Below are 22,071 nucleotides of genomic sequence, written 5' to 3' on the forward strand. Positions count from 1 at the left end.
TGCGCCTCCCTATACTTCCGCGCATGACGGCACCCGCCCACCTGCGTGTCTTGATCGCCCCCGATTCCTTCGGTGACACGTTGTCGGCGGTCGACGCCGCCGACGCGATCGCGGCCGGCTGGGCCGTTGCCCGCCCGGACGATGTGCTCGTCACAGCGCCGCAATCCGACGGCGGTCCGGGTTTTGTCGACGTGCTGGCGTCGCGGTTCGGGACGGTCGTCACCGAGAAGGTCAGCGGACCCCTGGGCGCGTCGGTCACGGCGCGATGGCTGCTCGACGAGTCGGGCGACGTCCCGACCGCTTACATCGAATGTGCGCAGGCCTGTGGGCTGCACCAACTCGGTGGCGGACCCACGCCGCGGACCGCGCAGGCGGCCGACACGTGCGGTGTCGGACAACTGGTGGCGGCGGCTCTCGACCGCGGCGTCGGGCGCGTGGTGGTCGGGCTCGGCGGCAGCGCGACCACCGATGGTGGCAGCGGGCTCATCGACGCGCTCGGCGGCGCTGCCCAAGCGAAGGCCCGGTTGGCCGACGTAGAAGTGGTCGCGGCGTCGGACGTGGAGAACCCGCTGCTGGGTCCGATCGGTGCGGCAGCGGTGTTCGGCCCGCAGAAGGGCGCCGACCCGGACACGGTCGCCCGACTCGAGGAACGCATGACCCAGTGGTCGCGGGTGCTCGCGTCGATCGCCGGCCGCGACATCAGCGGCGAGGCAGGGGCCGGCGCTGCCGGTGGTCTCGGTGCGGCGTTGCTGGCGGTGGGCGGGCATCGGGTGTCGGGGGCGACGGTGGTCGCCGAGGCCACCGACCTCGACGCCGACGTGGCCGCCGCCGACCTGGTGATCACCGGGGAGGGCAAGTTCGACTCGCAGACACTGCGCGGCAAGGTCGTCTCGGCACTGCACGGCGCCGCGACAGCGGCAGGCGCCCAAACGGTGGTTCTCGCAGGTCAGGTCGCGCTCTCACCAGAGGAGATCGGCGCAGCGGGGATCGCGTCGGCGCACGCCATCGTCGACATCGCGGGTTCGGTGGAGGTCGCCATGAACGACGCCCGCAACCAGCTGATCCGTCTCGCCGAATCCGTTGCCCGAGGGTGGTCGGTGGATTGATGACGCGATCGGGCGATACGCGGGAATAGGCGGCGAAGGAGTACCGTTGACAGCACACGTACTACTGGTTCGCCATCCCGGCACATCAGACATCGCGTCGCGCCACCGATCACCCGTCGTCGGTGCGGCAGGGGACAGCCCGGGAACCAACCACCGAGGGAGCATTCCATGACCGTGCAGAACGAATCCGGCGCCGCGACGAGCACCGGCGTCATCCTGACCGAGGCCGCCGCGTCCAAGGCCAAGGCGCTGCTCGACCAGGAAGGTCGCGACGACCTCTCGCTGCGCATCGCCGTGCAGCCGGGCGGCTGTGCGGGCCTGCGCTACCAGCTCTTCTTCGACGACCGGTCGCTCGACGGTGACGTGACCGCCGACTTCGCCGGGGTCACCCTGTCGGTGGACCGCATGAGCGCACCGTACGTGCAGGGCGCGACCATCGACTTCGTCGACACCATCGAGAAGCAGGGTTTCACCATCGACAACCCGAACGCGACCGGCAGCTGCGCCTGCGGCGACTCCTTCAACTGAGTCGGACCGAACAGACCTCTCACGACGACCGCACCCCGACGCCGGGGTGCGGTCGTCGTGCATCGAGCAGTGCGCAGTAGCGTGGATCGCTGTCCATCCGTTGCACATCTGAAGGGCTGAGAAACCAAGTGGCAATCGTCGTCTGCGGCTCCATCGCGACCGATCACCTGATGAAGTTCCCCGGCAAGTTCTCCGAGCAGATTCTCGGCGATCACCTCGAGCACATCTCCCTCAGCTTCCTGGTCGAGGATCTCGTGGTCCGACGCGGCGGGGTGGCCGGCAACATCTGTTACGCGATGGGTCAGCTCGGTGGCGCTCCGGTACTGGTGGGTGCCGTCGGTTCCGATTTCCACGACTACCGGCAGTGGCTGGAATCCAACGGGGTCGATTGCCGTGGTGTGCGTGTGTCGGACGTCCACCACACCGCACGGTTCATGTGCACCACCGACGAGACGATGGCCCAGCTCGCCACCTTTTACGCCGGTGCGATGAGCGAGTCGCGCGAGATCTCGCTGGCCGGCGTCATCGCGGAGACCGGAACACCCGAACTCGTCCTGATCGGTGCCGACGACCCCGCCGGGATGCTACGTCATACCGCCGAATGTCGTTCCGCGGCAATCCCGTTCGCCGCCGATCCGTCGCAGCAGCTGGCCCGTCTCGACGGCGAGCAGGCCCGCGAGCTCATCGACGGCGCCGCGTATCTGTTCACCAACGAGTACGAGTGGGGTCTGCTTCGTCAGAAGGCGGGACTGTCGGAGGCGCAGGTCGCCGAGATGGTCGGGGTGCGCGTCACGACGCTCGGCAAGGACGGGGTCGAGATCATCGACACGGACGGCACCCGTCTGCACGTCGACGTCGTACCCGAAACCGAGAAGGTCGACCCGACCGGTGTCGGCGACGGCTTCCGCGCCGGCTTCCTCTCCGCGTTGGGCAAGGGACTCGGCTTCGAACGGGCTGCTCAGGTGGGCTCGATGGTCGCCGTGCTGGTGCTCGAGACGGTGTCGACTCAGGACTGGTCGTGGGACTCCGAGACCGCACTCGCCCGGATCGCGGGCGCGTATGGCGAGCACGCTGCCGAGGAGATCCGCGCCGCCTTCGCCTGACGAGTTCCGGTTGCCACGGCGCTCGCTTTCCGAGCGCCTTGGCAACCAGTTCTGACGTTGGGTCGGCGACCTACACGCGCACCGGATAGGTGTGGTCGGTGATCTGCGGGACCACGGTCTTCTCGACGAAGATCGCATGCCACACCATGAACATGAGCAGCGTCCACAGCCGTCGGCTGTTGTCGACCACGCCGTCACGATGCTCGTTCAGCATCGCGATCACCGCGTCCTTGTTCAGGATGTGATCGGTCTGGGAATGCTCGATGGTCTCGTGCGCCCAGTCGTACATCTCGCTGCCGGCGAGCCAGTGCCGGATCGGCACCGGGAACCCGAGCTTCTTCCGGTGCAGCACGTGGGCGGGAACGATCTGTTCGAGTGCCTTGCGCAGCGCGTATTTGGTGGTGCCGTGCGCGATCTTCTCGTCGTAGGGGAGTCGTTCGGCGATCGCGAACACCTCGGGATCGAGGAAGGGCACGCGCAGTTCCAGTGAGTTGGCCATCGTCATCTTGTCGGCCTTGACCAGGATGTCTCCGCGCAACCAGGTGAACAGGTCGATGTGCTGCATGCGGGCGACCGGGTCCCAGCCCTCGCTCATGGCGTAGATGGGGGCGGTGACGTCGGTGTGGGTCCACTCCGGCCGGTAGTCACGCAGCACGGCGCGCAGCCGCGCGTCGTCGAAGCTGCGGGCATTGCCGTAGTAGCGCTCCTCGAGCGTCAGCGACCCGCGGTGCAGCAGGCTCTTGCCGCGGGTGCCCTCCGGGATGCGATCCGATGCGCGGCCGGCGGCGCGACGCAGGATCCCGGGGAGCCGGTCGAAGCCCTTGAGCGACAGCGGTTCCTTGTAGATGGTGTAGCCGCCGAACAGTTCGTCGGCGCCCTCACCGGACAGGACGACCTTCACGTGCTTGCGGGCCTCGGCGGCGACGAAGTACAGGGGAACCAGGGCGGGATCGGCGACCGGGTCGTCGAGGTACCAGACGATCTGCGGGATCGCCTCGATGAATTCGCTGGGGCTGACCACCTTGACGATGTGTCGCGCACCGATGGCCTCCGCCGACTCGACCGCGACGTCGATCTCCGAATAGCCCTCGCGCTCGAAGCCGGTGGTGAAGGTGATCAGGTCGGGGTTGTGGCGGATCGCGAGCGCCGCGATCGCGGTCGAGTCGATGCCGCCGGAGAGGAACGACCCGACCGTCACGTCCGCACGCATGTGCTTGGCGACGGAATCGGCGAGAACGTCGGCGATCTCGTCGTAGCGGGACTGCCGGGTGGCGTCGGTGAACGGATGCACCCCGAACTGCGGGGTGAAGTATCGGCGCACCTCCGGTGCCTTGCCGGGACGCAGGGTCGCGTACGACCCAGACTCCAGGCGGCGGATCGACGCGTGCAGGGTCTCGGGTTCGGGCACGTACTGCAGGACGGTGTAGTGCTCGATCGCGCGAGGATCGAGCTCGGTGCCCAGGCCGACGCGGTCGATCAGCTCGAGCAGGCTCTTCTTCTCGCTGCCGAACAGGGTGCCGCCGGGTCCGGTCGCGATGAACAGCGGCTTGATGCCGAACGGGTCGCGCGCGATGAACAGGCTGCGTTCGTGGGTGTCCCAGATCGCGAACGCGAACATGCCGCGCAGTCGACGCACGGCGTCGGGTCCCCAGTAGTGCACGGCGGCCACGATCGCCTCACCGTCACCCTCGGTGGCGAACGTCGCGTCCTCGTCACGGGCGAGTTCGGCGCGGATCTCGACGTAGTTGTAGATCTCGCCGTTGAACACCAGGGCGTAGCGGTCGGGCTGTTCGGGCGGACCCCAGCGCAGTGGCTGGTGGGAATGCTCGATGTCGATGATCGAGAGTCGGTTGAACCCGAAGACGAGGTCGTCGTCGTGCCAGGTGCCCGGTTCGTCCGGCCCCCGGTGCCGCATGCAGTGCGAGGCCGCCGCAACCGCGCCGACGGCGTCGGCCGCCGAACCGTCCGATGTCAGCAGGCCGAGCAGACCACACACGTGAGCGCCTCTTTCCGTGGGGACAGACTATTTGGGGGACCGGGTCGCGTCCCGAGTATGCCTCAGCAGGCACCGAGAGTCCGAAGTGGACCCGCCTCGACGTGCCGTGCTCGTCATTGCTTACACGACCGTGAGCTGGCACTTATCGATTGCTGTGGGGATTGGTTGCGGCAAGGTCCGCCCCAATCACGAAAGCTTCGCCGTGTTGGTCTACGCTGCGTAGTACTAGGTGCGAGAATTGCCCTGTGAAGTGCGGGCAGTTCTCGCGCTGTGCAGGTCATGTGGCATGCACCCGGGTGGCGTCGAGCCGGGCCCGGGCGAGCAGGAAGGCGTGAAATTGGCACACGGTGGACGGCCCCTATCGCGGCGTGTCTCATCAACGTCGCGGACGTTCAAGAGGATCGGGCTGGTCGCCGGTTTGGCGGTCGCTGCACTGGTCATGACCGGATGCGACGCGCGCGACGCGATGCGTTTCGGCTGGCCCGAGGGCGTCACGCCGGAGGCCACCAAGATGGGCGACCTGTGGACGTGGTCGGTCATCGCCGCGCTCATCATGGGCATCCTGGTGTGGGCCCTGATCTTCTGGACCATCAGCTTCCATCGTGCGAACGATGAGAAGAAGGGGGTCTTCCCGCGTCAGACCGCCTACAACGTGCCGCTCGAACTGACCTACACCGCAATCCCGTTCGTCATCATTGCGGTGCTCTTCTACTTCACCGTCATCGTGCAGAACGATGTGGAAAGCAAGAACAATGACTCCAAGGTCGTCGTCGATGTGACTGCCTTCCAGTGGAACTGGAAGTTCGGCTACCGCAGCGTGATCCTGGACAACGGTCGGGTGTACCAGGGCGCACAGCCCGGCATCGGCGAGGGCAACCCGTTCGCCGGTGAGCAGGAACACGAGATGCACCACGGCGAGGAACTGCCGTTCCCGGCCGGCGGTCGCGACGACGACATCCGCACCTACCTGAAGTTCGACAAGATCGAGACCGTCGGTTCCTCGAGCGAGATCCCGATCCTGGTGCTGCCGACCGGCAAGCGCATCGAGTTCAATCTCGCTGCGGCAGACGTCATCCACTCGTTCTGGGTGCCGGAGTTCCTGTTCAAGCGCGACGTGCTGCCCTTCCCGGAACAGAACCACACCGACAACGTCTTCCAGATCTCGTCGATCGACCGTGAAGGTGCCTTCGTCGGGCGTTGCGCGGAGATGTGCGGCACCTATCACTCGATGATGAACTTCGAGGTGCGTGCGGTCTCGCCGCAGGACTTCGACGCCTACATCTCCTACCGAGAGCGCTTCCCGGATCGGACCAACGCCCAGGCGCTGGAGTACATCTGCCAGGAACCCAAGTCGGTCACCACCGTGCCCTTCGATACCCGCCGCAAGTCCAACGGCAGCGTCGAGGCGAGTGGTAATCCCGACAACACGACCCTGTCGAGTTGCCAGATCAAACCGTTGGAGGCGGTCCAGTGAAGGTAGAAGCCCGGCTCTTCGAGCTGCTCACCGTGTTCTTCGCCCTCGCAGGCGTTGCCTACACCCTCTTCACCGTGTTCACCAGCAAGGGAATCGAGTGGGTCGGTGTTGTCGGCATGTTCTTCAGTGCCGGACTGACGCTGATCGCGGGCACCTACTTCCGATTCGTCGCTCGTCGCGTCGAGATCCGCCCGGAAGACTTCGAGGACGCCGAGATCGAGGACGGCGCCGGTGAACTGGGCTTCTTCAGCCCGCATTCCTGGTGGCCCATCCTGATCGCCGGCGGCGCCGCACTCTTCGCCGTCGCGTTCGCCACCGGCAACATCTGGCTCGCGATCTTCGCCGCCGCGGTGATCATGGGTACGGCAGCAGGATTGGTGTTCGAGTACCACGTGGGACCCGAGAAACACTGACGCTCTCACCGACCAATTCTTGTGGCCACACCGAATCCGGTGTGGCCATAAGCATGTTCAGGGCTTACGTTGATCAGGCCTGCCGGGGTGCGTACACGGCCAGCTGTCGATAGCCGACGCGGAAGCGTGCCTCCCGGTAGCGCTCGCCGATCTCGCCGTCGTGCGCGATGGTGATCTGATCGTCGACGGCGGCGAAACCGAACTCGGGCACTTGCATCTCGTGGTACAGCCGCGACCGTTCTAACCGGCCGAGGGCCAGCGCGAGCAGGATTCTGGTGGTCGCCCAGCGGTGATTGGTCTCCAGGATCCGAACGTCGAGCAGTCCGTCGTCGAGTCGGAGCCGACGCGCCGGGAGGAAACCCGTCGGCTGGTACATCGAGTTGCCGACCAGGAACAGCGATGTCTCGATCTCGGTGCCGTCGACGTTGATTCGGACGTGCGGAGCCCGTCGCAGGACGCGTAGGACGGCGTAGGCGGTCGCCAGCGGCCGGCTGATGCGACTCTGCAGCCGTGTGCGGGTTCGGACGAACTGCGGGTAGGCGCCGATGCTGGCGGTGTTCAGGATGAGCCGGTCGTCGTTGAGCCACACCGTGTCCACGCGGGTGGCGGTGCCCGATCGAATGGCCGTCAGTGTCCGGTTGACGTCGGTGCAGCCGAGGTCGCGGGCAAAATGGTTGAACGTCCCTGCGGGGAAGACTGCGAGCGGCAGATCGGCGGACAGTGCGATCGCTGCCGCGGTTGCGACGGTGCCGTCACCGCCGGCGATGCCCAACACCTCGGCCCGAGATGCGGCGTCGCGCAGCACCTCCTCGACGTCGTCGTCGGGAGCGAGTTCGACGATCTCGGCGGCCGGCAGCATGGCTCGGATCCGGTCGAGAACCCGTGCGCCTTGGCCGTCGCCCGAGGCCGGATTGATCACCACAACAACACCGTTCCCGTCCGGACGTGCCGTGGTCGGTACCGCGGACGGGGTGGCGAGTGAGATCCGCGGACGGGTGATCGGGGGGACGACCTTGGTGCCGATGGTCGCGATGCTCGCACCGATGCCCAGGCCGGCCATGACGTCACCGGGGTAGTGCGCCCCGGTCGCGACCCGCGAGATGCCGACCAGCCCGGCCAGCGCCGACAACAGCAGCCCCGCCGGCGGATTCTCCGCGGCCACCCCGGCCGCGAAGGCCGCCGCGCTCGCGGAGTGTCCCGACGGCAGCGAATTGGATGTCGGCTGTGCGGTGCCGCGTCGAGTGAGCGGTATCGGGCCGACCAGCGGGCGGTTGCGACGTCGAATCCGTTTGGCCCCCTGATTGGTGACCAGACTGGTCACCGCAAGCGACGCGATGCCACGTGCGGCACCACGCTGCAGGGTGGGCTGTCCGGACAGAGCCATCCCGGCCGCTATTGCCATCCACAACTTCGAATGATCCGCTGCGTGAGACAGTTTCGGCATTGTCGCGTCCAGCAACGGGCTGGGGGAGCGGGCGATCGAATCGTAGATCTCCGCGTCGAGCGAGCCGAGCCCGCGAGTGATCTGACGGACCGCTGCCGTGCGTCGAGCAGTTCTCACGAGTCGGCGTCTCATGCCTCCACGTTGTCATACGCCGCGCCACTCGCGAAGCCGGGACAACAGAAAGGCGGCATCATCGCGAAGATGATGCCGCCTCACTGATTCTCAGGACTACTCCTCGAACGGATTGCCGCCCTTGGCCTGCAATTCGCGCAGAGCCTTCTGCTCGGCCTTCTCGTTCTCGTGTTCGGCCTCGACGTGGCGTCGTTGCTGATCCGGCGGATCCGCGGTCAGAATCGATCCGGTACCCGGCGCGCCGGCAGAGCCGAGCTTGTTCATGCGCTTGGGCAGAGCCATTCCCTCGTAGGGGAGTGGGATCGGGTGACCGTGATCGTCGACCGGGCCGAGGGGCTGGTGCACCTCGATGTACTCGCCCTGCGGCAGACGCTTGATCAGGCCGGTCTCGATGCCGTGCGCCAGGACCGCACGGTCGCTGCGTTGCAGCGCCAGTGCCCAGCGGTAGGCGATGAAGTACGCCAGCGGCGGTACGACGATCAGGCCGATGCGGCCCATCCACGTCGTCGCGTTCAGCGAGATGTGGAACTTCAGCGCGATGATGTCGTTCATGCACGACAGCGTCAGGATGATGTAGAAGGACACCGCCATCGCACCGATACCGGTACGCACCGGGACGTCACGCGGACGCTGCAGCAGGTTGTGATGCGCGTCGTCGCCGGTCAGCCGCTTCTCGATCCACGGGTAGGTGAACATGCCCGCGAACATGATCGTGATGATCACGACCACCCAGAAGATCGCCGGGATCGTGTAGTTGCCCAGATAGAGCTCCCACGCAGGCATCAGACGGGCCAAACCGTCGGTCCACATCATGTAGATGTCGGGCTGCGACCCGGCCGACACATGCGCCGGGTTGTACGGACCGAGCACCCACACCGGGTTGATCTGGAAGATACCCGCCATCAGCGCCAGCACACCGGTCACCATGGCGAACATCGCGCCGCCCTTGGCCGCGAAGACCGGCATGATGCGCACGCCGACAACGTTCTTCTCGGTACGGCCGGGGCCGGGGAACTGGGTGTGCTTCTGGTACCAGACCAGCGCGAGGTGCGCGCCGATCAGCGCCAGGATGATGCCCGGGAACAGCAGGATGTGCAGCACATACATGCGCGGGATGATGATCTCGCCGGGGAAGTCACCGCCGAACAGCGCCCAGTGAATCCAGGTGCCGACCAACGGAATACCCAGGACGATGCCGCTCATCGCGGCGCGGACGCCGGTGCCCGAGAGCAGGTCGTCGGGGAGCGAGTAGCCGAAGAAACCCTCGAACATCGCCAGGATCAGCAGGAAGCAGCCGATGATCCAGTTGGCCTCACGCGGACGCCGAAAGGCGCCGGTGAAGAAGATGCGCAGCATGTGGATGATGATCGACGCGGCGAACAGCAGCGCGGCCCAGTGGTGGATCTGCCGGACGAACAGACCGCCGCGCACCTCGAAGGAGATGTTCAGGGTGGTCTCGTAGGCCTTGGTCATCATCACGCCGTTGAGCGGCTGATAGGCGCCGTCGTAGATGACCTCGCTCATCGACGGGTCGAAGAACAGGGTCAGGTAGACGCCGGAGATCAGCAGGATGATGAAGCTGTAGAGCGCGACCTCACCCAGCAGGAAGGACCAGTGCGTCGGGAAGACTTTGTTGATCTGACGACGCATGCCGGCGGCGAGGTGGTACCTCGAGTCCACCTCTTCGGCCTGCGCGCCGAGACGGTCGGCGATGGTCATGACTTACGCTCCCAGAATGCTGGTCCGACGGGCTCGATGAAGTCGCCTGCAGCGACCAGGTAGCCCTCATTGTTCACCGTTATCGGCAGCTGTGCCAGTGCCCGTGCCGCCGGACCGAAGACCGGTTTCGCGAACTCCAGCGCGTTGAACTGCGACTGATGGCACGGGCAGAGGATGCGGTTGGTGCGCTGCTCGTACAGCGAGGTCGGGCAGCCGAGGTGGCTGCACACCTTGGTGTAGGCGAAGTAGTCGCCGTAGTTGAAGCTCTCCTGGCCCTTGCGCTTGATGGCGTGCGCGGCGTCTTCGGGACGGAGCCGGATGAGCATGACCGGGTTGCGAACCGCACGCAGGCTCTGCAGCAGTGCGTGGCGTGAATGCTCGGTCTCGCCGTATCCGTCGGACACCCGCCACGGGAACACGGTCTCCATCGCGCCGGCGTCGAGATCCTCGGGACGCACGAGCGCGACCCGCCACGGGTCACCGGTGTCACGGCGCAGGTAGACGGTCTCCTTGGGCTGACCCGGAGGGGGAGTCCAGCCGGATGTCCAGAGCGGCGAGTTGTCGCCCTCGGCCCACGGGTTCTTGATGAGGCCGCCGACGAAGGCGATCAGACCGGTGAACGCGAACGCTCCCAGGCCGAAGGCCGCCGAGCCCAGGATCATCTTGCGACGACCGAGCGTCGAGGTCTTACCGGAGTCGGCGAGTTCGGCGACGATGGTCTTCTTGTCGACCTCCGACGATCCGCCGTCGTGCCGGTCCTGCACCGAGATCTCGGCCGGCAGGAACTTCTTGGTGATGAGGACCAGTGCGATACCGATGGAGAGCACCGAGAGCCCGAACGTGATGCCGAGCAGCGGGGTGTTCAGGGTGTAGCGCCAGTAGTCGGCTTCGTCGGGGAGAGTGAATTCCCAGTGGTTCCAGATGAAGATGATGAAGCAGGCGATCGCCGAGATTCCCGAGATGGTGAACCAGATCGCGACCTGCCGTTCGGCACGCTTCTCGACCTTGGACCCCGGCTCCGGGTAGCGCTCGGAGCGGTGGATGATCTCGACACCGTCGAGATTGGTGCCGAGCTTGACCAGCTCTTCCGAGCTCATCTGGTCGAGTTCGTCCTTCGAAGGGCTGCTTTTGTCGCTGCTCATGCGCGAGATCCCATCCACATGGCGGAGGCCACCACGGCGACGACTCCGACAAACCACATCACCATGCCCTCACTGACGGGGCCGAAACCGCCGATGCCGAACCCGCCCTGGGGTTTGGACTCGGTCACGTACTTGATGAAGCCGATGATGTCCTTTTTCTCTTCGTACGACAGCTGCCGATTCGAGAACTTGGGCATGTTCTGCGGTCCGGTCAGCATCGCGGTGTAGATCTGCTGTTCGGTCACACCGTCGAGGTTGGGTGCGAACTTGCCCGAAGACAGCGCGCCGCCACGTCCGGTGAAGTTGTGACAGGACGCGCAGTTCAGACGGAAGAGCTCGCTGCCGCGGCCGAGGCGCTCGCCACGAAGCGCTTCGCCGTCCTCGGGGGCGCGAGTCGGGCCGCCACCTTCGGACTGGATGTAGGCGCCGAGCTGGTCGATCTGCGCGGTGGTGAACTTCGGTGGCTTGCGCAATGCCTGTGCTTCACCGCGAGCTGCGGGCATACGACCGGTGGACACCTGGAAGTACACCGCAGCATCGCCGACGCCGAGCAGTGACGGACCGCGGTCGGGCACGCCCTGCAGGTTGGCGCCGTGGCAGGTGATGCAGGAGGTCTCGTAGAGCTTGCGGCCATCCTGGATGACGGCGAGATCGCTCGGGTCGGCGGTCGCGACCTGTGCGTTCGGCGACAGCACGGAGGCGAGCACACCGGCCAGCATCAAGCCCGCGAGCAGCAGCAATGCCCCACTGGCACGCCGACGCAGCTTGCGGCGAGCGCGCGCCTTGCGGGCCGTGGCCTTGTTTGCCACTGAGGCGGTGACCTCTGGACCGGCGTCGCTATCCGACGATCGCGGTGGAGATGAACTCATCTGTGACTCTCTACTAAGCGGACGGACTGTGTTGTTGTGCGTGCGGGTGGTCCCGCGGGGGCTGAAGCGTTATCCGGGCCGCGAGAGCGCGGGCTGGTGCGCTGCGGCCGATGTCATCGGACGAAGTAGATCGTGACGAAGAGGCCGATCCAGACGATGTCGACGAAGTGCCAGTAGTACGAGACGACGATCGCGGCTGTCGCCTGTGCCGGGGTGAACTTCGACAGTTTGGTGCGGATCAGCAGGAAGATGAAGGCGACGAGACCACCGATGACGTGCAGGCCGTGGAATCCGGTGGCCATGTAGAAGACCGAACCGTAGGCGCTCGACGAGAGGGTCGTGCCCTCGTGCACCAGGTGGTAGTACTCGTAGCCCTGACCGGCAACGAAGAACGAGCCCATCAGGAAGGTCAGTACGTACCAGCGCCGCAGTCCGAAGACGTCGCCACGCTCGGCCGCGAACACACCCATCTGGCAGGTCACCGACGACAGGATCAGCACCGTGGTGACCGGGATCGCCAACGCGAGATTCAGCTCGGTCGGCTCGGCCGGCCAGCCGATGTCGGCAGGTGAGTTCGCCCGGGCCACGAAGTACATCGCGAACAGACCGGCGAAGAACATGAGCTCGCTGGACAACCACACGATGGTGCCGACGCTGACCATATTGGGCCGGTTCAGCGAGTGCACGCGCGAGGTGATGGCTGTTCCTGAGGTTCCTACAGCGCTTGTCACAGATGAAGTATGACGGTTCGTAGTAAGCGGTGACCACTTGGGTCGGAAATTGGTCGGAACTATTTCTCTCCGCGCAGGTGGGGGCCATGATCGGGGAGGCCCGGCGTGTCCCGCCGACGGCAGTCGCGCACCGTCGATGTGGTTGGCTGGAACGCAATGAAGCGGAATCATCAAGACGGTGTCACGCCGGGTTCGCGGGATCTCAACGGCCGCGTGGTGCAGCCCGGCCGGTGGGCCCGGCTGCGGAGTCGTTTCGGTGGGGCCGGCCCGGTTGCGCCGCTGTCGGTCGACGACGCGGACCTCGTCGTCGTCGCAGGTTCCGACGACGACGCCGTCGCGAGTTCCACGGCGCTCGCCGAGTCGTCGTGGCGGCCCGACGACGAGGTGGTCCTGCGACACATTCTCCGTCTACCGGTGCATCGGAGTGCGGAAGCGGTGTCGATCGCTGCGCTCGATGGGTATGTCCGCGTAGAGCAAGGGGGTGGGTCGATCAGCGGAGATGATGGCCATGCCCTGGTGGTGTTGGCCAGAGTTCAGCAACTCGACGCCATGCATCTGTCGCAGGAGCGGTCGAGGATGGCCAGCCTCGGGTCGCGGCATGGTGGCGTCGCACTGTGCTGGCATGTCCTGCAGCGCCCGCCCACCTGACATCGCCGGGAATCGGGTGGTTCGAGATGGCCTAGGCTGTAACCCCGTGAGCAGCGCCCAGACTCCGCCCGCATCCGCGTACACGTGGCCACAGATCCTCGGCAAGGTCACCGATCGACATGACCTGTCCGCGCAGGAAGCCGCCTGGGCGATGAACGAGATCATGACCGACAGCGCCACCGGCGCACAGATCGCGGCCTTCGGTGTCGGCGTCAAGATGAAGGGCGCCGCGCCCGACGAGCTCATCGGCCTGGCGAATGCGATGTTGTCGCACGCGACCCTGGTCGAGGTGTCGCGCCCCGCGGTCGACGTCGTCGGAACCGGTGGTGACCGGTCGCACACCGTCAACATCTCCACGATGACGTCGATCGTGATCGCTGCCGCGGGTGTCCCGGTGGTCAAACACGGCAACCGCGCGGCGTCGTCGAAGAGTGGTGGCGCGGACGTCCTGGAGGCACTCGGCGTCGCCATCTCGCTGGACGCGAGCGGAGTAGCCCGCTGCGTGGACGAACTGGGTATCGGATTCTGCTTTGCCCCGGTGTTCCACCCGGCGTTCCGGTTCACCGGTCCGCCGCGCAAGGAGATCGGTATCCCGACCGTGTTCAACGTTCTCGGTCCGCTGACCAACCCGGCGCGGCCCGCGCGCGGATTGATCGGGTGCGCGTTCGCGGACCTGGCGCCGGTGCTCGCCCGGGCGTTCGCCGACCGGGGAGCTGCGGCCCTGGTGGTACGCGGTGACGACGGACTGGACGAACTGACGACCACGACGACCTCGACGGTCTGGCAGGTCGCCGACGGCCAGGTCACTCAGCTGTCGATCGACCCACTCGATCTCGGCATCGAACGCGTCGAATTGTCTGCGCTGCAAGGTGGCGACGCGACGGTCAACGCGGCGATCGCCCGAGACCTCTTCGCCGGGACCCAGGGTGCCGTGCGCGATGCCGTGTTGCTCAATGCGGCCGGCGCGATCGTGGCCTTCGAGCAGAGTGCTCCGCTGACTCAGGACGGGCTGACCGAAGCGTTCCGGGCAGCGCGTGCGCGTGCCGCCGAGGCCATCGATTCGGGTGCGGCACAAGAACTTCTGCAGCGATGGGCCCAGCTCTCGAGCGAACTGGCCGCCGGCTGATCGCGCGCAGGCAGGCTCACTCCTCGCCGATGGAGAAGCCGCCCTCGGTGTCGGATCGGGAGTAGCTGCGGAACGCGATGTGGGTCGCGCTGTGCAACACACCCGGCAGCCGGTTGATCCGGCCGGTGACGACCTCGGCGATCTGCTCGTGGTCGCGCACCCGGATCTTGGCGATGAGATCGACGTCGCCCGCGCACGAGTAGACCTCGGCGACACCGGGGATGTCGGCGACCGCCTGCGCGGTCTCCGGGATCTGATGAACGTCGGCCGAGATGAGCACGATGGCGGTGATCATGGGTGTCACAGTAGAACATCTCGCGAGCATGTCGGGGCACCGTCAACGACTTGCCGAGTTCCTGATCAGCTTGCGCGCAGGGCTGCCGTGGACGCACTCCGTGTGGTCGTGTCGCGGGCGCGCTGGGCCGTCGCGGACCAGGACAGCCACCGCACAGCCGAGCGAGACGGCAGCGCAAGGGATTCGGTGCAGGACACGATCCGCGCGTCCGGTTCGGTGATCCACCGGTAGAGCAGCGCCGCTTCCTCCGCGTTGGCGCCGAGCAGCGGGCCCTCGGCAGGTACCACCGTTTCGGCGGCCGCGACGAGCGCCTCGACCACCGGCATCGGCGCGACGCCACGGATCGCGACCCCCGCGCTGGCGAGGCGGCCGTGTCGGATCACCGCGAACTCCCAGCCTCCCGTGCTGTGGGGCCGGGCTGCGACGAACTCGGCGATCGTGCACAGGGCGCTCAGCCGCTGACAGCGGGCGAGGGCGTCGATGGTCAGTGCGAGGCGGTCGCGGTGCCGGGCGGCCGTCTCGAACAACTGGGCTTGTGCCGCCGCGCCGATCCGGTCCGCCAGGTCCTCGAGGAGATCGTCGGACTCGCCGCGCAGCAGTCGGCATGCCGCGGTCACCCGGGGCAGATAGTCGGGCACCGTCTGCGGCTCGGTCGACGCCGCCCGACACTGCCCGGGGTGCGGCAGCGCGCCCGCCGGTGTGGGGGAGTCCAGGCGACACCAGTGGTAGCCCCCGGACCTCGTCCGGCCGGTGCAGGTGCGCAGGCCGGCCGCAGCCGAGATGACGTCGGCGATCGTCGCGGCGGTGGTTCGGTTGCCGATCGGGCCGATGGCCTCGTCTGTCGGGGTGCGGGACACCTTGAGCCGGGGAAAGCGCTCAGCGGTCACGACGATCCACCAACCGCGGTGCGGCTGAGTGGATTTCCGGTTGTAAGCGGGTGCGTGTGCGGCGAGTAGCCGCAGTTCGCGGACCGCGGCCTCGAGTCCGTGACTGCATTCGACGTGATCGACGCGCTGCGCGAGCATCACCATCTCGCCCATCCGACGGCGCGGGTCGTTGCCGGTGAAGTAGGACCGCACGCGCCGTCGGAGGTCGACCGCGGTGCCGACATAGAGGACCTCGTCGGAGGGCCCACGAAAGAGGTAGACGCCGGGTCGGGCCGGCACCCGGTCGGCGAGATGGCGTTTGGCCCTTAGCCGGGGGTCGGTGCGAGGGAGATAGTCGGTCAGGTCGCGCACGCTGTACACGCCCTGGTTGCCGACGCGCTCGAGGAGGTGGTGGAACACCTCGACGGTGGCACGCGCATCGTCGAGTGCGCGGTGAGTGGGGCGGACCGAGACGTCGAAGAGGTCGGCGAGGGCCGACAGCCGCACCGTCGGGGCCTCGTCGCGGTGCAGGATGCGGCGCGCCATGGTGACCGTGCACAGCGTCAGCGAGAACGGCCACTCCAGATGCAGTCGCAGCGCGTTGCGGCGCAGGAAACCCATGTCGAAGCGGGCGTTGTGTGCCACCAGGATCGACCCGCGGGCGAACTCGATGAATGCGGGAAGCACCTCTCCGATCCGCGGGGCCGCGCTCACCATGGCGTGCGTGATGCCTGTCAGCGTGACGATCTGCGGCGGAATGGACCGCTCCGGGTCCACCAGCGTCGCGAACTCGCCGAGCACCTCGCCGCCGCGGATCTTGACCGCCCCGATCTCGGTGATGCGATCACCGTCCGGGCTCGATCCGGTGGTTTCGAGGTCGACGACGACGAGAGTGGTGTCGAAGAGTGCGCGATCGCTGAAGTCGTTGGCGAGGCCGGCGGGACCGTTGTTCAGTTCGTCGGCGAGATCTCCGAAGGTGAGCTGACCGGAGTCCACCGCATGACGACCACTCTGCATCATGTGGCGAACACTAGTTCGACGGCCCGACAAGTTGCTGCAGTGACACCAGCGACCCCGGATAACCGCAGTGGCAGTTGTGATCGACGGAGTTTGTCGGAGGGTGCCCCTAGTGTCCAGATCTGAGCGGAGCCTGTCGTCGACGCAGGTACCGCCCGGCGCAGTGGACAGATGACCCACCCGCCAACACGCTGACGACATCCCGACAAGGGCAAAATGAGATGGAGATCACAAATGTATGTCGATTGCAGCAGCTGCCCGGGTCGTCCCGTTGCCTGCGACGGATGCGCCATGAACGTCCTCTTGGGTACTCCAAGCTGGGACGATGGGGCTCACGGCCGGGGTGTTCGGGACCGCCGATCGACGGCTGCGGCCGACGCTGAACTCGACCTCGCCATCGACGTATTCGTTTCTGCTGCAATGGTGTCCAGCTCCGCTGCACGATCTGCAAGATCGGGGAAAACTGCAGTTCAGGCACGTGGAACGGACCGTGGTCCGCGCATCCTGCGTGCTGGTTAGCGGGGCGAACAAGTTGGGCCCGTAGTGGCCCAGTGGACAGACCCGCATCCAATTTCGTAACCTTTCCGAGACCTTTGCAGAGCGTCCCGCTTCACCAAGAAGTGGTCTGCAAGCGGTCACCGCTCAATCGCCCTCGCGGCGAACCGGGGAACCACCAACTTCGGGCGGGTCGGACGTCTGTCGGACCAGTCTGAATCGGGGTGAATCGCGTACTGAAACCAGGTGTGTCCGGGTGACACACGGGGTAGAGGCATGCGTAGGGCCACTCTTCCGGCCCGAACCCGACAGCTAACTCGGTAGGCGGTAGAGGGAGAACTTGAAGGAGAACTCGCTTCGTGGCCAAACATCGTTTGGAGCAGCCCAACCGCGGGGGCAAGGTTGCCAAGAAGGCCGTGATCGCAGGATCGATCACACTCGGTTCGCTTGCCGCGGCCGCTGGCCCCGCGCTCGCCGCCCCGGTCGAGGTGCCTGGCCTCGGTACGTTCGAGGTGCCCGGTCTCGGGCCGTCGCACAAGACCGAGCCGGTCAAGAAGAAGGCAAAGCCCGCCAAGAAGCCGCAAGGCGCAACGGTTGAGATCCCGAACCTGGGAACGTTCACGGTGCCCGGCATCAACCAGAATCAGATCCCGCCGCAGTTCAAGCCGCGCGGTGGCGCGCCGCTGGGACAGCCGCAGCTGACCACCGGTGAGAAGGCCGTGAAGGCCGCCGAGAGCAAGATCGGCTCGCCGTACTCCTATGGCGCTGCCGGCCCCAATGCGTTCGACTGCTCGGGCCTCGTCTACTGGTCCTACAAGCAGGCCGGCAAGACCATCCCGCGTGACAGCTACGGTCAGCTCGGTGGCGGTCGCGCGGTGGCCTACAAAGACGCCAAGCCCGGTGACGTGCTCATCTTCAACGGTGGGGGTCACGCCGGTATCTACATCGGCAACGGAATGTTCGTCCACTCCTCGACCTACGGTCAGCCGGTGAAGAAGGCTGCGGTCAAGGAATGGTCGCTCGTCGGCATTCGGCGCTACTGAGCGCGAACCGGCAGCGTAATGACTTCGGATTTGGGCGGATCACGCATTCAGGCGTGATCCGCCCAAACCACTTGGCTACCCAGGAGGAATCCGGGGTGGCCAAACCGGTCATCCGGTGGCAGGCACACAACTAGGGTTGCTCATCAGAGGGAGTTGGGGGCGTGGGGGATTCTCCGCACACAGCGACGCCCGGTGGGCCGTGCCAGATGCCGGATCGACCGTGAGTTTCGACAGGAGTGATGGCAAGGTGGTAACCCGTTCGCGAGGCGCACGACGAGTGATCTCGTCGCGCTCGGCGCCCGCTGCGCTGGCTGCCGGTCTGTTGGCGATTCTGGTCGCCCTGCCGCTGGGTATCGGCGGTACCGGCGACGCGCAGGCGATTCCCGCACGTACGGCCGATCAGCTGCTCATTCGCTACAAGCAGCTCGGCATCGACGCGGAGAAGACCGCGGAGTCGATGCACAACGCGCAGATCGAATACGACAAGCAGCGCCGGCTCGTGGTCACGTCCCGCCGTGCCGCAGCCACTGCGCAGCGTTCGCTCGACCAGTCGCAGGTTCAGCTCGATCTGTATCAGGGCCGCGTCGACTCGATCGTGCGCGCCAGCTACCGCGGCGCGCGTATCAACGGGCTGTACGCGGTTCTCGTCAGTGACTCGCCGCAGTCCCTGCTCGACCAGATGTCCGGGCTGGACATGATCGCCCGCCAGGCCGCCCGGGACCTGACCAACCTCAAGCAGGCTCGCAAGCGCGCCGCGTCGGCGAAGGTCGACGCCGAGCGTGCCGCGACGACCGCCACCGAGGCCGTCTCGCGCGTCGAACGGGTGCGCGGCAACCTGCAGACCAAACGGGCCAACATGCAGCTGCAGGCCATTCAGATCCGTGCCGTCTACAAGTCGATGACGGGTAAGCAGCTCGCCGAACTGCAGGGACCGAAGTTCACCTTCGACCCCCGGCTCGTGCCGCGCGGAACGTCGCTGCCGCTGATCGCCGTGCAGGCCGCGCTGACCAGGATCGGTGACCCGTACGTCTGGGGAGCCACCGGACCGAATTCCTTCGACTGCTCGGGACTCATGGTGTGGGCCTACAAGCAGGCAGGAAAGACACTGCCACGCTCGAGTGAGGCGCAGTTGGCCTCCGGACGTGCGATCGACCGCAACAATCTGGAACCGGGCGACCTGATCATCTATTACCCCGGCGCCACCCACGTGGGGATGTACGTGGGCGACGGTTACGTCATCCACGCATCCACCTTCGGCGTCCCTGTCAAGGTGGTCCCCATCGACGAGGCCGGACCGTACAATGCGGCTCGCCGGTACTGAATGACGTGACACGCGACTCTGGCGTCCTGAAGTGGACGCGGGGCACCGGTGCGTGAGCATCGGACGAGCCGCTCGCTGTCGGTGGCTGCGGCATCAGCGGTGATTCTCGGGACGCTCGTGGGGTGTTCATCGGGTCCACCGCCGACGGTGATCACGTCCACATCGTCGGTTCCCGCCACGCCGTCGACCGCCGACAACGTCTATGAAGCGCAGCGTTCCGCGGGCGTGACCGCGCTGCTCGACTCGTTCAGCCGTGCCGTGGTGCGTGGTGACCGGCGGGCGGTGGCCGCACTGCTCGACGAGAGTGCTCCCGCGGCGTTCCGCAATCGCCTCATGGTGGTGACCGCGAACTTCGCCGACGACTCGTCGGCGTCGGAAAGCGCGTCGTCGGAGGGTCGCGGGTCGGCGTTGCGCCCGGCCGTCTTCCGATATCAGCTCGCGCCGACCGAAGAAGCCGAGGCACTGGTGTCTTCCGAAGTGCAGGAGGCGCTGGACGAGCAGGGCAGTTCGGACTCCTGGGTCGCGCCGGTCGAACTTCATCACGCGCTCGGCGGTGCGTCGAAGCCCGGCCTCGCCGAGCCCGAGATGGTGGATTCGGCGCAGTTGGTCGTGGCCCGTTATGGCGACAGCTGGAAGATCGTGGGTGATGCGACGCTGGCCGGACGCCCCGCCGCCGACAAACAGATGTGGGATCTGCCCGGCCTCGAGGTGCGCGATGTTCGGACGGCCGGCGGCGAGTCGGTGATCGCGTCGTATCCCGACACTGCGACCGAGGTGGGCCGTCTTCAGGAGCTGTTGGGAGGGGCGGTTACCGCCGTCACCGACTTCTGGGGGACCGCGTGGCCCCAGCGTGCGCTCGTGGTGGCCACGGCCCGTGACGCGGAGTTCGAGGCGCTGGCACCAGGCAGTGTGATCGGCGGGGCCGCGGCCGCCACGGTGTACGACCGGATCGACGCCCGTAAGCGTGTGGCGGTCGGACAGCGGGTGGTGCTGACGCCGGAGGCGCGATCGTTGCCGACGCCCGCGCTCGGCGTCGTCATGCGACACGAACTCACCCATGTGGCCGCGCGGCTGAGTACAGCCGTGGGCGCGCCGATGTGGATCACCGAGGGCGTGCCCGAGTACGTCGGCCGCAAGGACACATACCGTCGCTTCGCCGACGCCGCTCCCGAATTGGCGGCCGAGGTGACCGACTCGGGTCCACCGGCCGCCTTTCCGTCAGACGCAGCCTTCGCCGCCGGCGGGGACGCGTCGCAGCTGGCTTACCAGTCGGCGTGGTCCATCGCGGCCTACGTCGCGCAGCGCTACGGTGAGACGCGACTCAAGCAGCTCTATCTCGGTGTCGCCTCCACGGTGGACGTCGGACGTCAGGATGCCGCCATCGCGACGGTGCTGGGTATCACGCGTGCCGAGTTGGTGTCGCGCTGGCAGCGGTGGCTGACCGAACAGGTTCGATGACGGTGAGCCGGTCTGGGCGATGAAGCGAACTCTGTTGATCACCAACGACTTTCCGCCGCGGCCCGGTGGCATCCAGTCGTACCTGCAGAACCTTGTCGATCTGCTGCCGCCCGACGAGATCGTCGTGTACGCACCGCGTTGGCGTAAGCAGTCCCACGTCGAGTTCGACGCCGCGGTGCCCTACAAGGTGTATCGGCACCCGACGACGCTGATGCTGCCGACGCCGCTGGTGGCGCGCCGTGCCGCTCGAATCGTGGCGCAGGAGAACATTTCGACGGTGTGGTTCGGTGCGGCCGCACCACTGGCGGTGCTGGCCCCCGCCGTTCGACGCGCCGGCGCGCAGCGGGTGATCGCCAGTACTCATGGCCACGAGGTCGGTTGGTCGATGCTCCCGGTGGCCCGCCAGGTTCTCGGGTTCATCGGTCGACATGTCGATGTGATCACGTTCGTAAGCCGTTACACGCGTGGGCGTTTCGCGTCGGCCTTCGGTCGCCACGCCGCACTCGAGTACCTGCCGCCGGGTGTCGACGTCGAACGCTTCACGCCGAATGCGGAGCGGCGCACCGAGATTCGGAGCCGGCTCGGCCTCGGCGACCGTCCGACCATCCTCTGCCTGTCGCGGCTCGTGCCTCGGAAAGGTCAGGACACGTTGATCCGGGCACTGCCGCTGATCCGCCGCACGGTGCCCGACGCGGTCCTGGTCATCGTCGGTGGGGGGCCGTACGCCGACAAGCTCCACCAACTCGCCGACGAGTCCGGCGTGGCCGACCACGTGGTGTTCACCGGAGGCGTTGCGTCCGAAGACCTTCCCGCCTATCACAGCGTCGCCGACGTGTTCGCGATGCCGGCCCGGACCCGTGGCGGCGGCCTGGACGTAGAGGGTCTCGGGATCGTCTATCTCGAGGCGTCGGCCTGCGGGGTGCCGGTGGTTGCCGGCCAATCCGGGGGTGCGCCCGAGACCGTTGTCGAGGGGGTCACCGGCACCGTCGTGGACGGCACCGACGTCGACGCGGTCGCCATGGCCATCCTGTCGATCCTCGGAGATCGGGCGGCGGCCGCCGAGATGGGCAGGCAGGCAAGACGTTTCGTCGTCGATAATTGGCAGTGGCAGCACATGGCCGCACGGCTGCGGCAGTTGCTCTGAT

The 22,071-nt window shown here is 66.6% G+C and carries 19 protein-coding genes and 1 riboswitch; of the genes, 11 read left to right on the top strand and 8 right to left on the bottom strand.

The genetic code is table 11. The features are described from left to right. The first annotated feature begins 41 nt into the window (after window positions 1-41). The 3 genes from MKW15_RS17860 to MKW15_RS17870 all read left to right on the top strand — a co-directional run bounded on the left by MKW15_RS17860 (window position 42) and on the right by MKW15_RS17870 (window position 2,737). Entirely contained in the window at window positions 42-1,106 is a 1,065-nt protein-coding gene (locus MKW15_RS17860; RefSeq protein WP_240860564.1) for a glycerate kinase family protein, read from the top strand. A 168-nt stretch (window positions 1,107-1,274) separates the two neighbouring features. Then, window positions 1,275-1,634 carry a HesB/IscA family protein gene (locus tag MKW15_RS17865; protein WP_240860521.1) on the top strand — a complete coding sequence of 120 codons (360 nt, stop codon included), beginning with the start codon at window positions 1,275-1,277 and terminating at the stop codon, window positions 1,632-1,634. Window positions 1,635-1,762: 128 nt separating this feature from the next. After that, window positions 1,763-2,737: a carbohydrate kinase family protein gene (locus MKW15_RS17870; RefSeq protein WP_240860524.1), complete on the top strand. Its 975-nt coding sequence runs from the start codon at window positions 1,763-1,765 to the stop codon at window positions 2,735-2,737. A 70-nt stretch (window positions 2,738-2,807) separates the two neighbouring features. On the opposite strand, the gene asnB is transcribed toward MKW15_RS17870, so the two are convergent. Continuing rightward, window positions 2,808-4,733, bottom strand: a complete 1,926-nt coding sequence (asnB, locus tag MKW15_RS17875) for an asparagine synthase (glutamine-hydrolyzing) (protein WP_240860526.1) — start codon at window positions 4,731-4,733, stop codon at window positions 2,808-2,810. A 286-nt stretch (window positions 4,734-5,019) separates the two neighbouring features. Between asnB and ctaC the strand changes: the two genes are divergently transcribed. Together ctaC and MKW15_RS17885 are read left to right on the top strand one after the other, a co-directional pair. Then, window positions 5,020-6,207 carry an aa3-type cytochrome oxidase subunit II gene (gene ctaC, locus MKW15_RS17880; protein ID WP_462476167.1) on the top strand — a complete coding sequence of 396 codons (1,188 nt, stop codon included), beginning with the start codon at window positions 5,020-5,022 and terminating at the stop codon, window positions 6,205-6,207. Next, entirely contained in the window at window positions 6,204-6,620 is a 417-nt protein-coding gene (locus MKW15_RS17885) for a cytochrome c oxidase subunit 4 (RefSeq protein WP_240860529.1), read from the top strand. The genes ctaC and MKW15_RS17885 overlap by 4 nt, the downstream gene beginning before the upstream one ends. Window positions 6,621-6,693: 73 nt before the next feature. Here MKW15_RS17885 and MKW15_RS17890 read toward each other — a convergent pair whose 3' ends face one another. The 5 genes from MKW15_RS17890 to ctaE all read right to left on the bottom strand — a co-directional run bounded on the left by MKW15_RS17890 (window position 6,694) and on the right by ctaE (window position 12,657). Continuing rightward, window positions 6,694-8,196 (bottom strand): bifunctional phosphatase PAP2/diacylglycerol kinase family protein, encoded by a 1,503-nt coding sequence (locus tag MKW15_RS17890; RefSeq protein ID WP_240860530.1) that lies wholly within the window; start codon window positions 8,194-8,196, stop codon window positions 6,694-6,696. A 96-nt stretch (window positions 8,197-8,292) separates the two neighbouring features. After that, window positions 8,293-9,915 carry a cytochrome bc1 complex cytochrome b subunit gene (qcrB, locus tag MKW15_RS17895; protein WP_240860531.1) on the bottom strand — a complete coding sequence of 541 codons (1,623 nt, stop codon included), beginning with the start codon at window positions 9,913-9,915 and terminating at the stop codon, window positions 8,293-8,295. Then, complete coding sequence (gene qcrA, locus MKW15_RS17900; protein ID WP_240860532.1) at window positions 9,912-11,057, bottom strand: cytochrome bc1 complex Rieske iron-sulfur subunit; 1,146 nt, start codon at window positions 11,055-11,057, stop codon at window positions 9,912-9,914. The genes qcrB and qcrA overlap by 4 nt, the downstream gene beginning before the upstream one ends. Beyond that, the gene (qcrC, locus tag MKW15_RS17905) at window positions 11,054-11,926 is read right to left on the bottom strand and encodes a cytochrome bc1 complex diheme cytochrome c subunit (RefSeq protein ID WP_240860533.1); all 873 of its coding nucleotides are present in this window, start codon (window positions 11,924-11,926) and stop codon (window positions 11,054-11,056) included. Before qcrC ends, qcrA begins: the two co-directional genes overlap by 4 nt. Before the next feature lie 113 nt (window positions 11,927-12,039). Further along, window positions 12,040-12,657 (bottom strand): aa3-type cytochrome oxidase subunit III, encoded by a 618-nt coding sequence (gene ctaE, locus MKW15_RS17910; RefSeq protein WP_240860534.1) that lies wholly within the window; start codon window positions 12,655-12,657, stop codon window positions 12,040-12,042. Window positions 12,658-12,762: 105 nt separating this feature from the next. Between ctaE and MKW15_RS17915 the strand changes: the two genes are divergently transcribed. Both MKW15_RS17915 and trpD read left to right on the top strand, forming a co-directional pair. Continuing rightward, window positions 12,763-13,305 carry a hypothetical protein gene (locus tag MKW15_RS17915; RefSeq protein ID WP_308221071.1) on the top strand — a complete coding sequence of 181 codons (543 nt, stop codon included), beginning with the start codon at window positions 12,763-12,765 and terminating at the stop codon, window positions 13,303-13,305. 46 nt (window positions 13,306-13,351) lie between these two features. Then, window positions 13,352-14,431, top strand: a complete 1,080-nt coding sequence (trpD, locus tag MKW15_RS17920) for an anthranilate phosphoribosyltransferase (RefSeq protein ID WP_240860536.1) — start codon at window positions 13,352-13,354, stop codon at window positions 14,429-14,431. A 16-nt stretch (window positions 14,432-14,447) separates the two neighbouring features. Here the strand turns inward: trpD and MKW15_RS17925 are convergent, their stop codons facing one another. Both MKW15_RS17925 and MKW15_RS17930 read right to left on the bottom strand, forming a co-directional pair. Then, window positions 14,448-14,726 (bottom strand): Lrp/AsnC family transcriptional regulator, encoded by a 279-nt coding sequence (locus MKW15_RS17925; RefSeq protein WP_240860537.1) that lies wholly within the window; start codon window positions 14,724-14,726, stop codon window positions 14,448-14,450. Between the two features lie 65 nt (window positions 14,727-14,791). Continuing rightward, window positions 14,792-16,612 carry a DEDD exonuclease domain-containing protein gene (locus tag MKW15_RS17930; RefSeq protein WP_240860538.1) on the bottom strand — a complete coding sequence of 607 codons (1,821 nt, stop codon included), beginning with the start codon at window positions 16,610-16,612 and terminating at the stop codon, window positions 14,792-14,794. A gap of 626 nt (window positions 16,613-17,238) precedes the next feature. Beyond that, window positions 17,239-17,446, top strand: a riboswitch (cyclic di-AMP (ydaO/yuaA leader). A 17-nt stretch (window positions 17,447-17,463) separates the two neighbouring features. On the opposite strand from MKW15_RS17930, the gene MKW15_RS17935 reads away from it, so the two are divergent. The 4 genes from MKW15_RS17935 (at window position 17,464) to MKW15_RS17950 (ending at window position 22,070) form a co-directional block, all read left to right on the top strand. After that, window positions 17,464-18,147 carry a C40 family peptidase gene (locus tag MKW15_RS17935; protein WP_240860539.1) on the top strand — a complete coding sequence of 228 codons (684 nt, stop codon included), beginning with the start codon at window positions 17,464-17,466 and terminating at the stop codon, window positions 18,145-18,147. Window positions 18,148-18,394: 247 nt separating this feature from the next. Next, a complete protein-coding gene (locus MKW15_RS17940) occupies window positions 18,395-19,468 on the top strand; it encodes a C40 family peptidase (RefSeq protein ID WP_374247450.1) in 1,074 nt (357 codons plus the stop codon). Window positions 19,469-19,615: 147 nt separating this feature from the next. After that, window positions 19,616-20,926, top strand: a complete 1,311-nt coding sequence (locus tag MKW15_RS17945) for a peptidase MA family metallohydrolase (RefSeq protein ID WP_240860540.1) — start codon at window positions 19,616-19,618, stop codon at window positions 20,924-20,926. Between the two features lie 19 nt (window positions 20,927-20,945). After that, window positions 20,946-22,070: a glycosyltransferase family 4 protein gene (locus MKW15_RS17950; RefSeq protein WP_240860541.1), complete on the top strand. Its 1,125-nt coding sequence runs from the start codon at window positions 20,946-20,948 to the stop codon at window positions 22,068-22,070. Window position 22,071: the final 1 nt, after the last annotated feature.

The sequence above is a fragment of the Gordonia gummivorans genome, from assembly GCF_022513585.1.
GTDB lineage: Bacteria > Actinomycetota > Actinomycetes > Mycobacteriales > Mycobacteriaceae > Gordonia.

What these genes read in the sequence shown, in the direction of transcription:
- MKW15_RS17865 (WP_240860521.1), top strand. Translation starts at nt 1,275, where the DNA reads ATGACCGTGCAGAACGAATCCGGCGCCGCGACGAGCACCGGCGTCATC.
- ctaC (WP_462476167.1), top strand. Translation starts at nt 5,020, where the DNA reads ATGCACCCGGGTGGCGTCGAGCCGGGCCCGGGCGAGCAGGAAGGCGTG.
- MKW15_RS17890 (WP_240860530.1), bottom strand. Translation starts at nt 8,196, where the DNA reads ATGAGACGCCGACTCGTGAGAACTGCTCGACGCACGGCAGCGGTCCGT.
- qcrB (WP_240860531.1), bottom strand. Translation starts at nt 9,915, where the DNA reads ATGACCATCGCCGACCGTCTCGGCGCGCAGGCCGAAGAGGTGGACTCG.
- qcrA (WP_240860532.1), bottom strand. Translation starts at nt 11,057, where the DNA reads ATGAGCAGCGACAAAAGCAGCCCTTCGAAGGACGAACTCGACCAGATG.
- qcrC (WP_240860533.1), bottom strand. Translation starts at nt 11,926, where the DNA reads ATGAGTTCATCTCCACCGCGATCGTCGGATAGCGACGCCGGTCCAGAG.
- MKW15_RS17925 (WP_240860537.1), bottom strand. Translation starts at nt 14,726, where the DNA reads ATGATCACCGCCATCGTGCTCATCTCGGCCGACGTTCATCAGATCCCG.
- MKW15_RS17930 (WP_240860538.1), bottom strand. Translation starts at nt 16,612, where the DNA reads ATGATGCAGAGTGGTCGTCATGCGGTGGACTCCGGTCAGCTCACCTTC.
- MKW15_RS17950 (WP_240860541.1), top strand. Translation starts at nt 20,946, where the DNA reads ATGAAGCGAACTCTGTTGATCACCAACGACTTTCCGCCGCGGCCCGGT.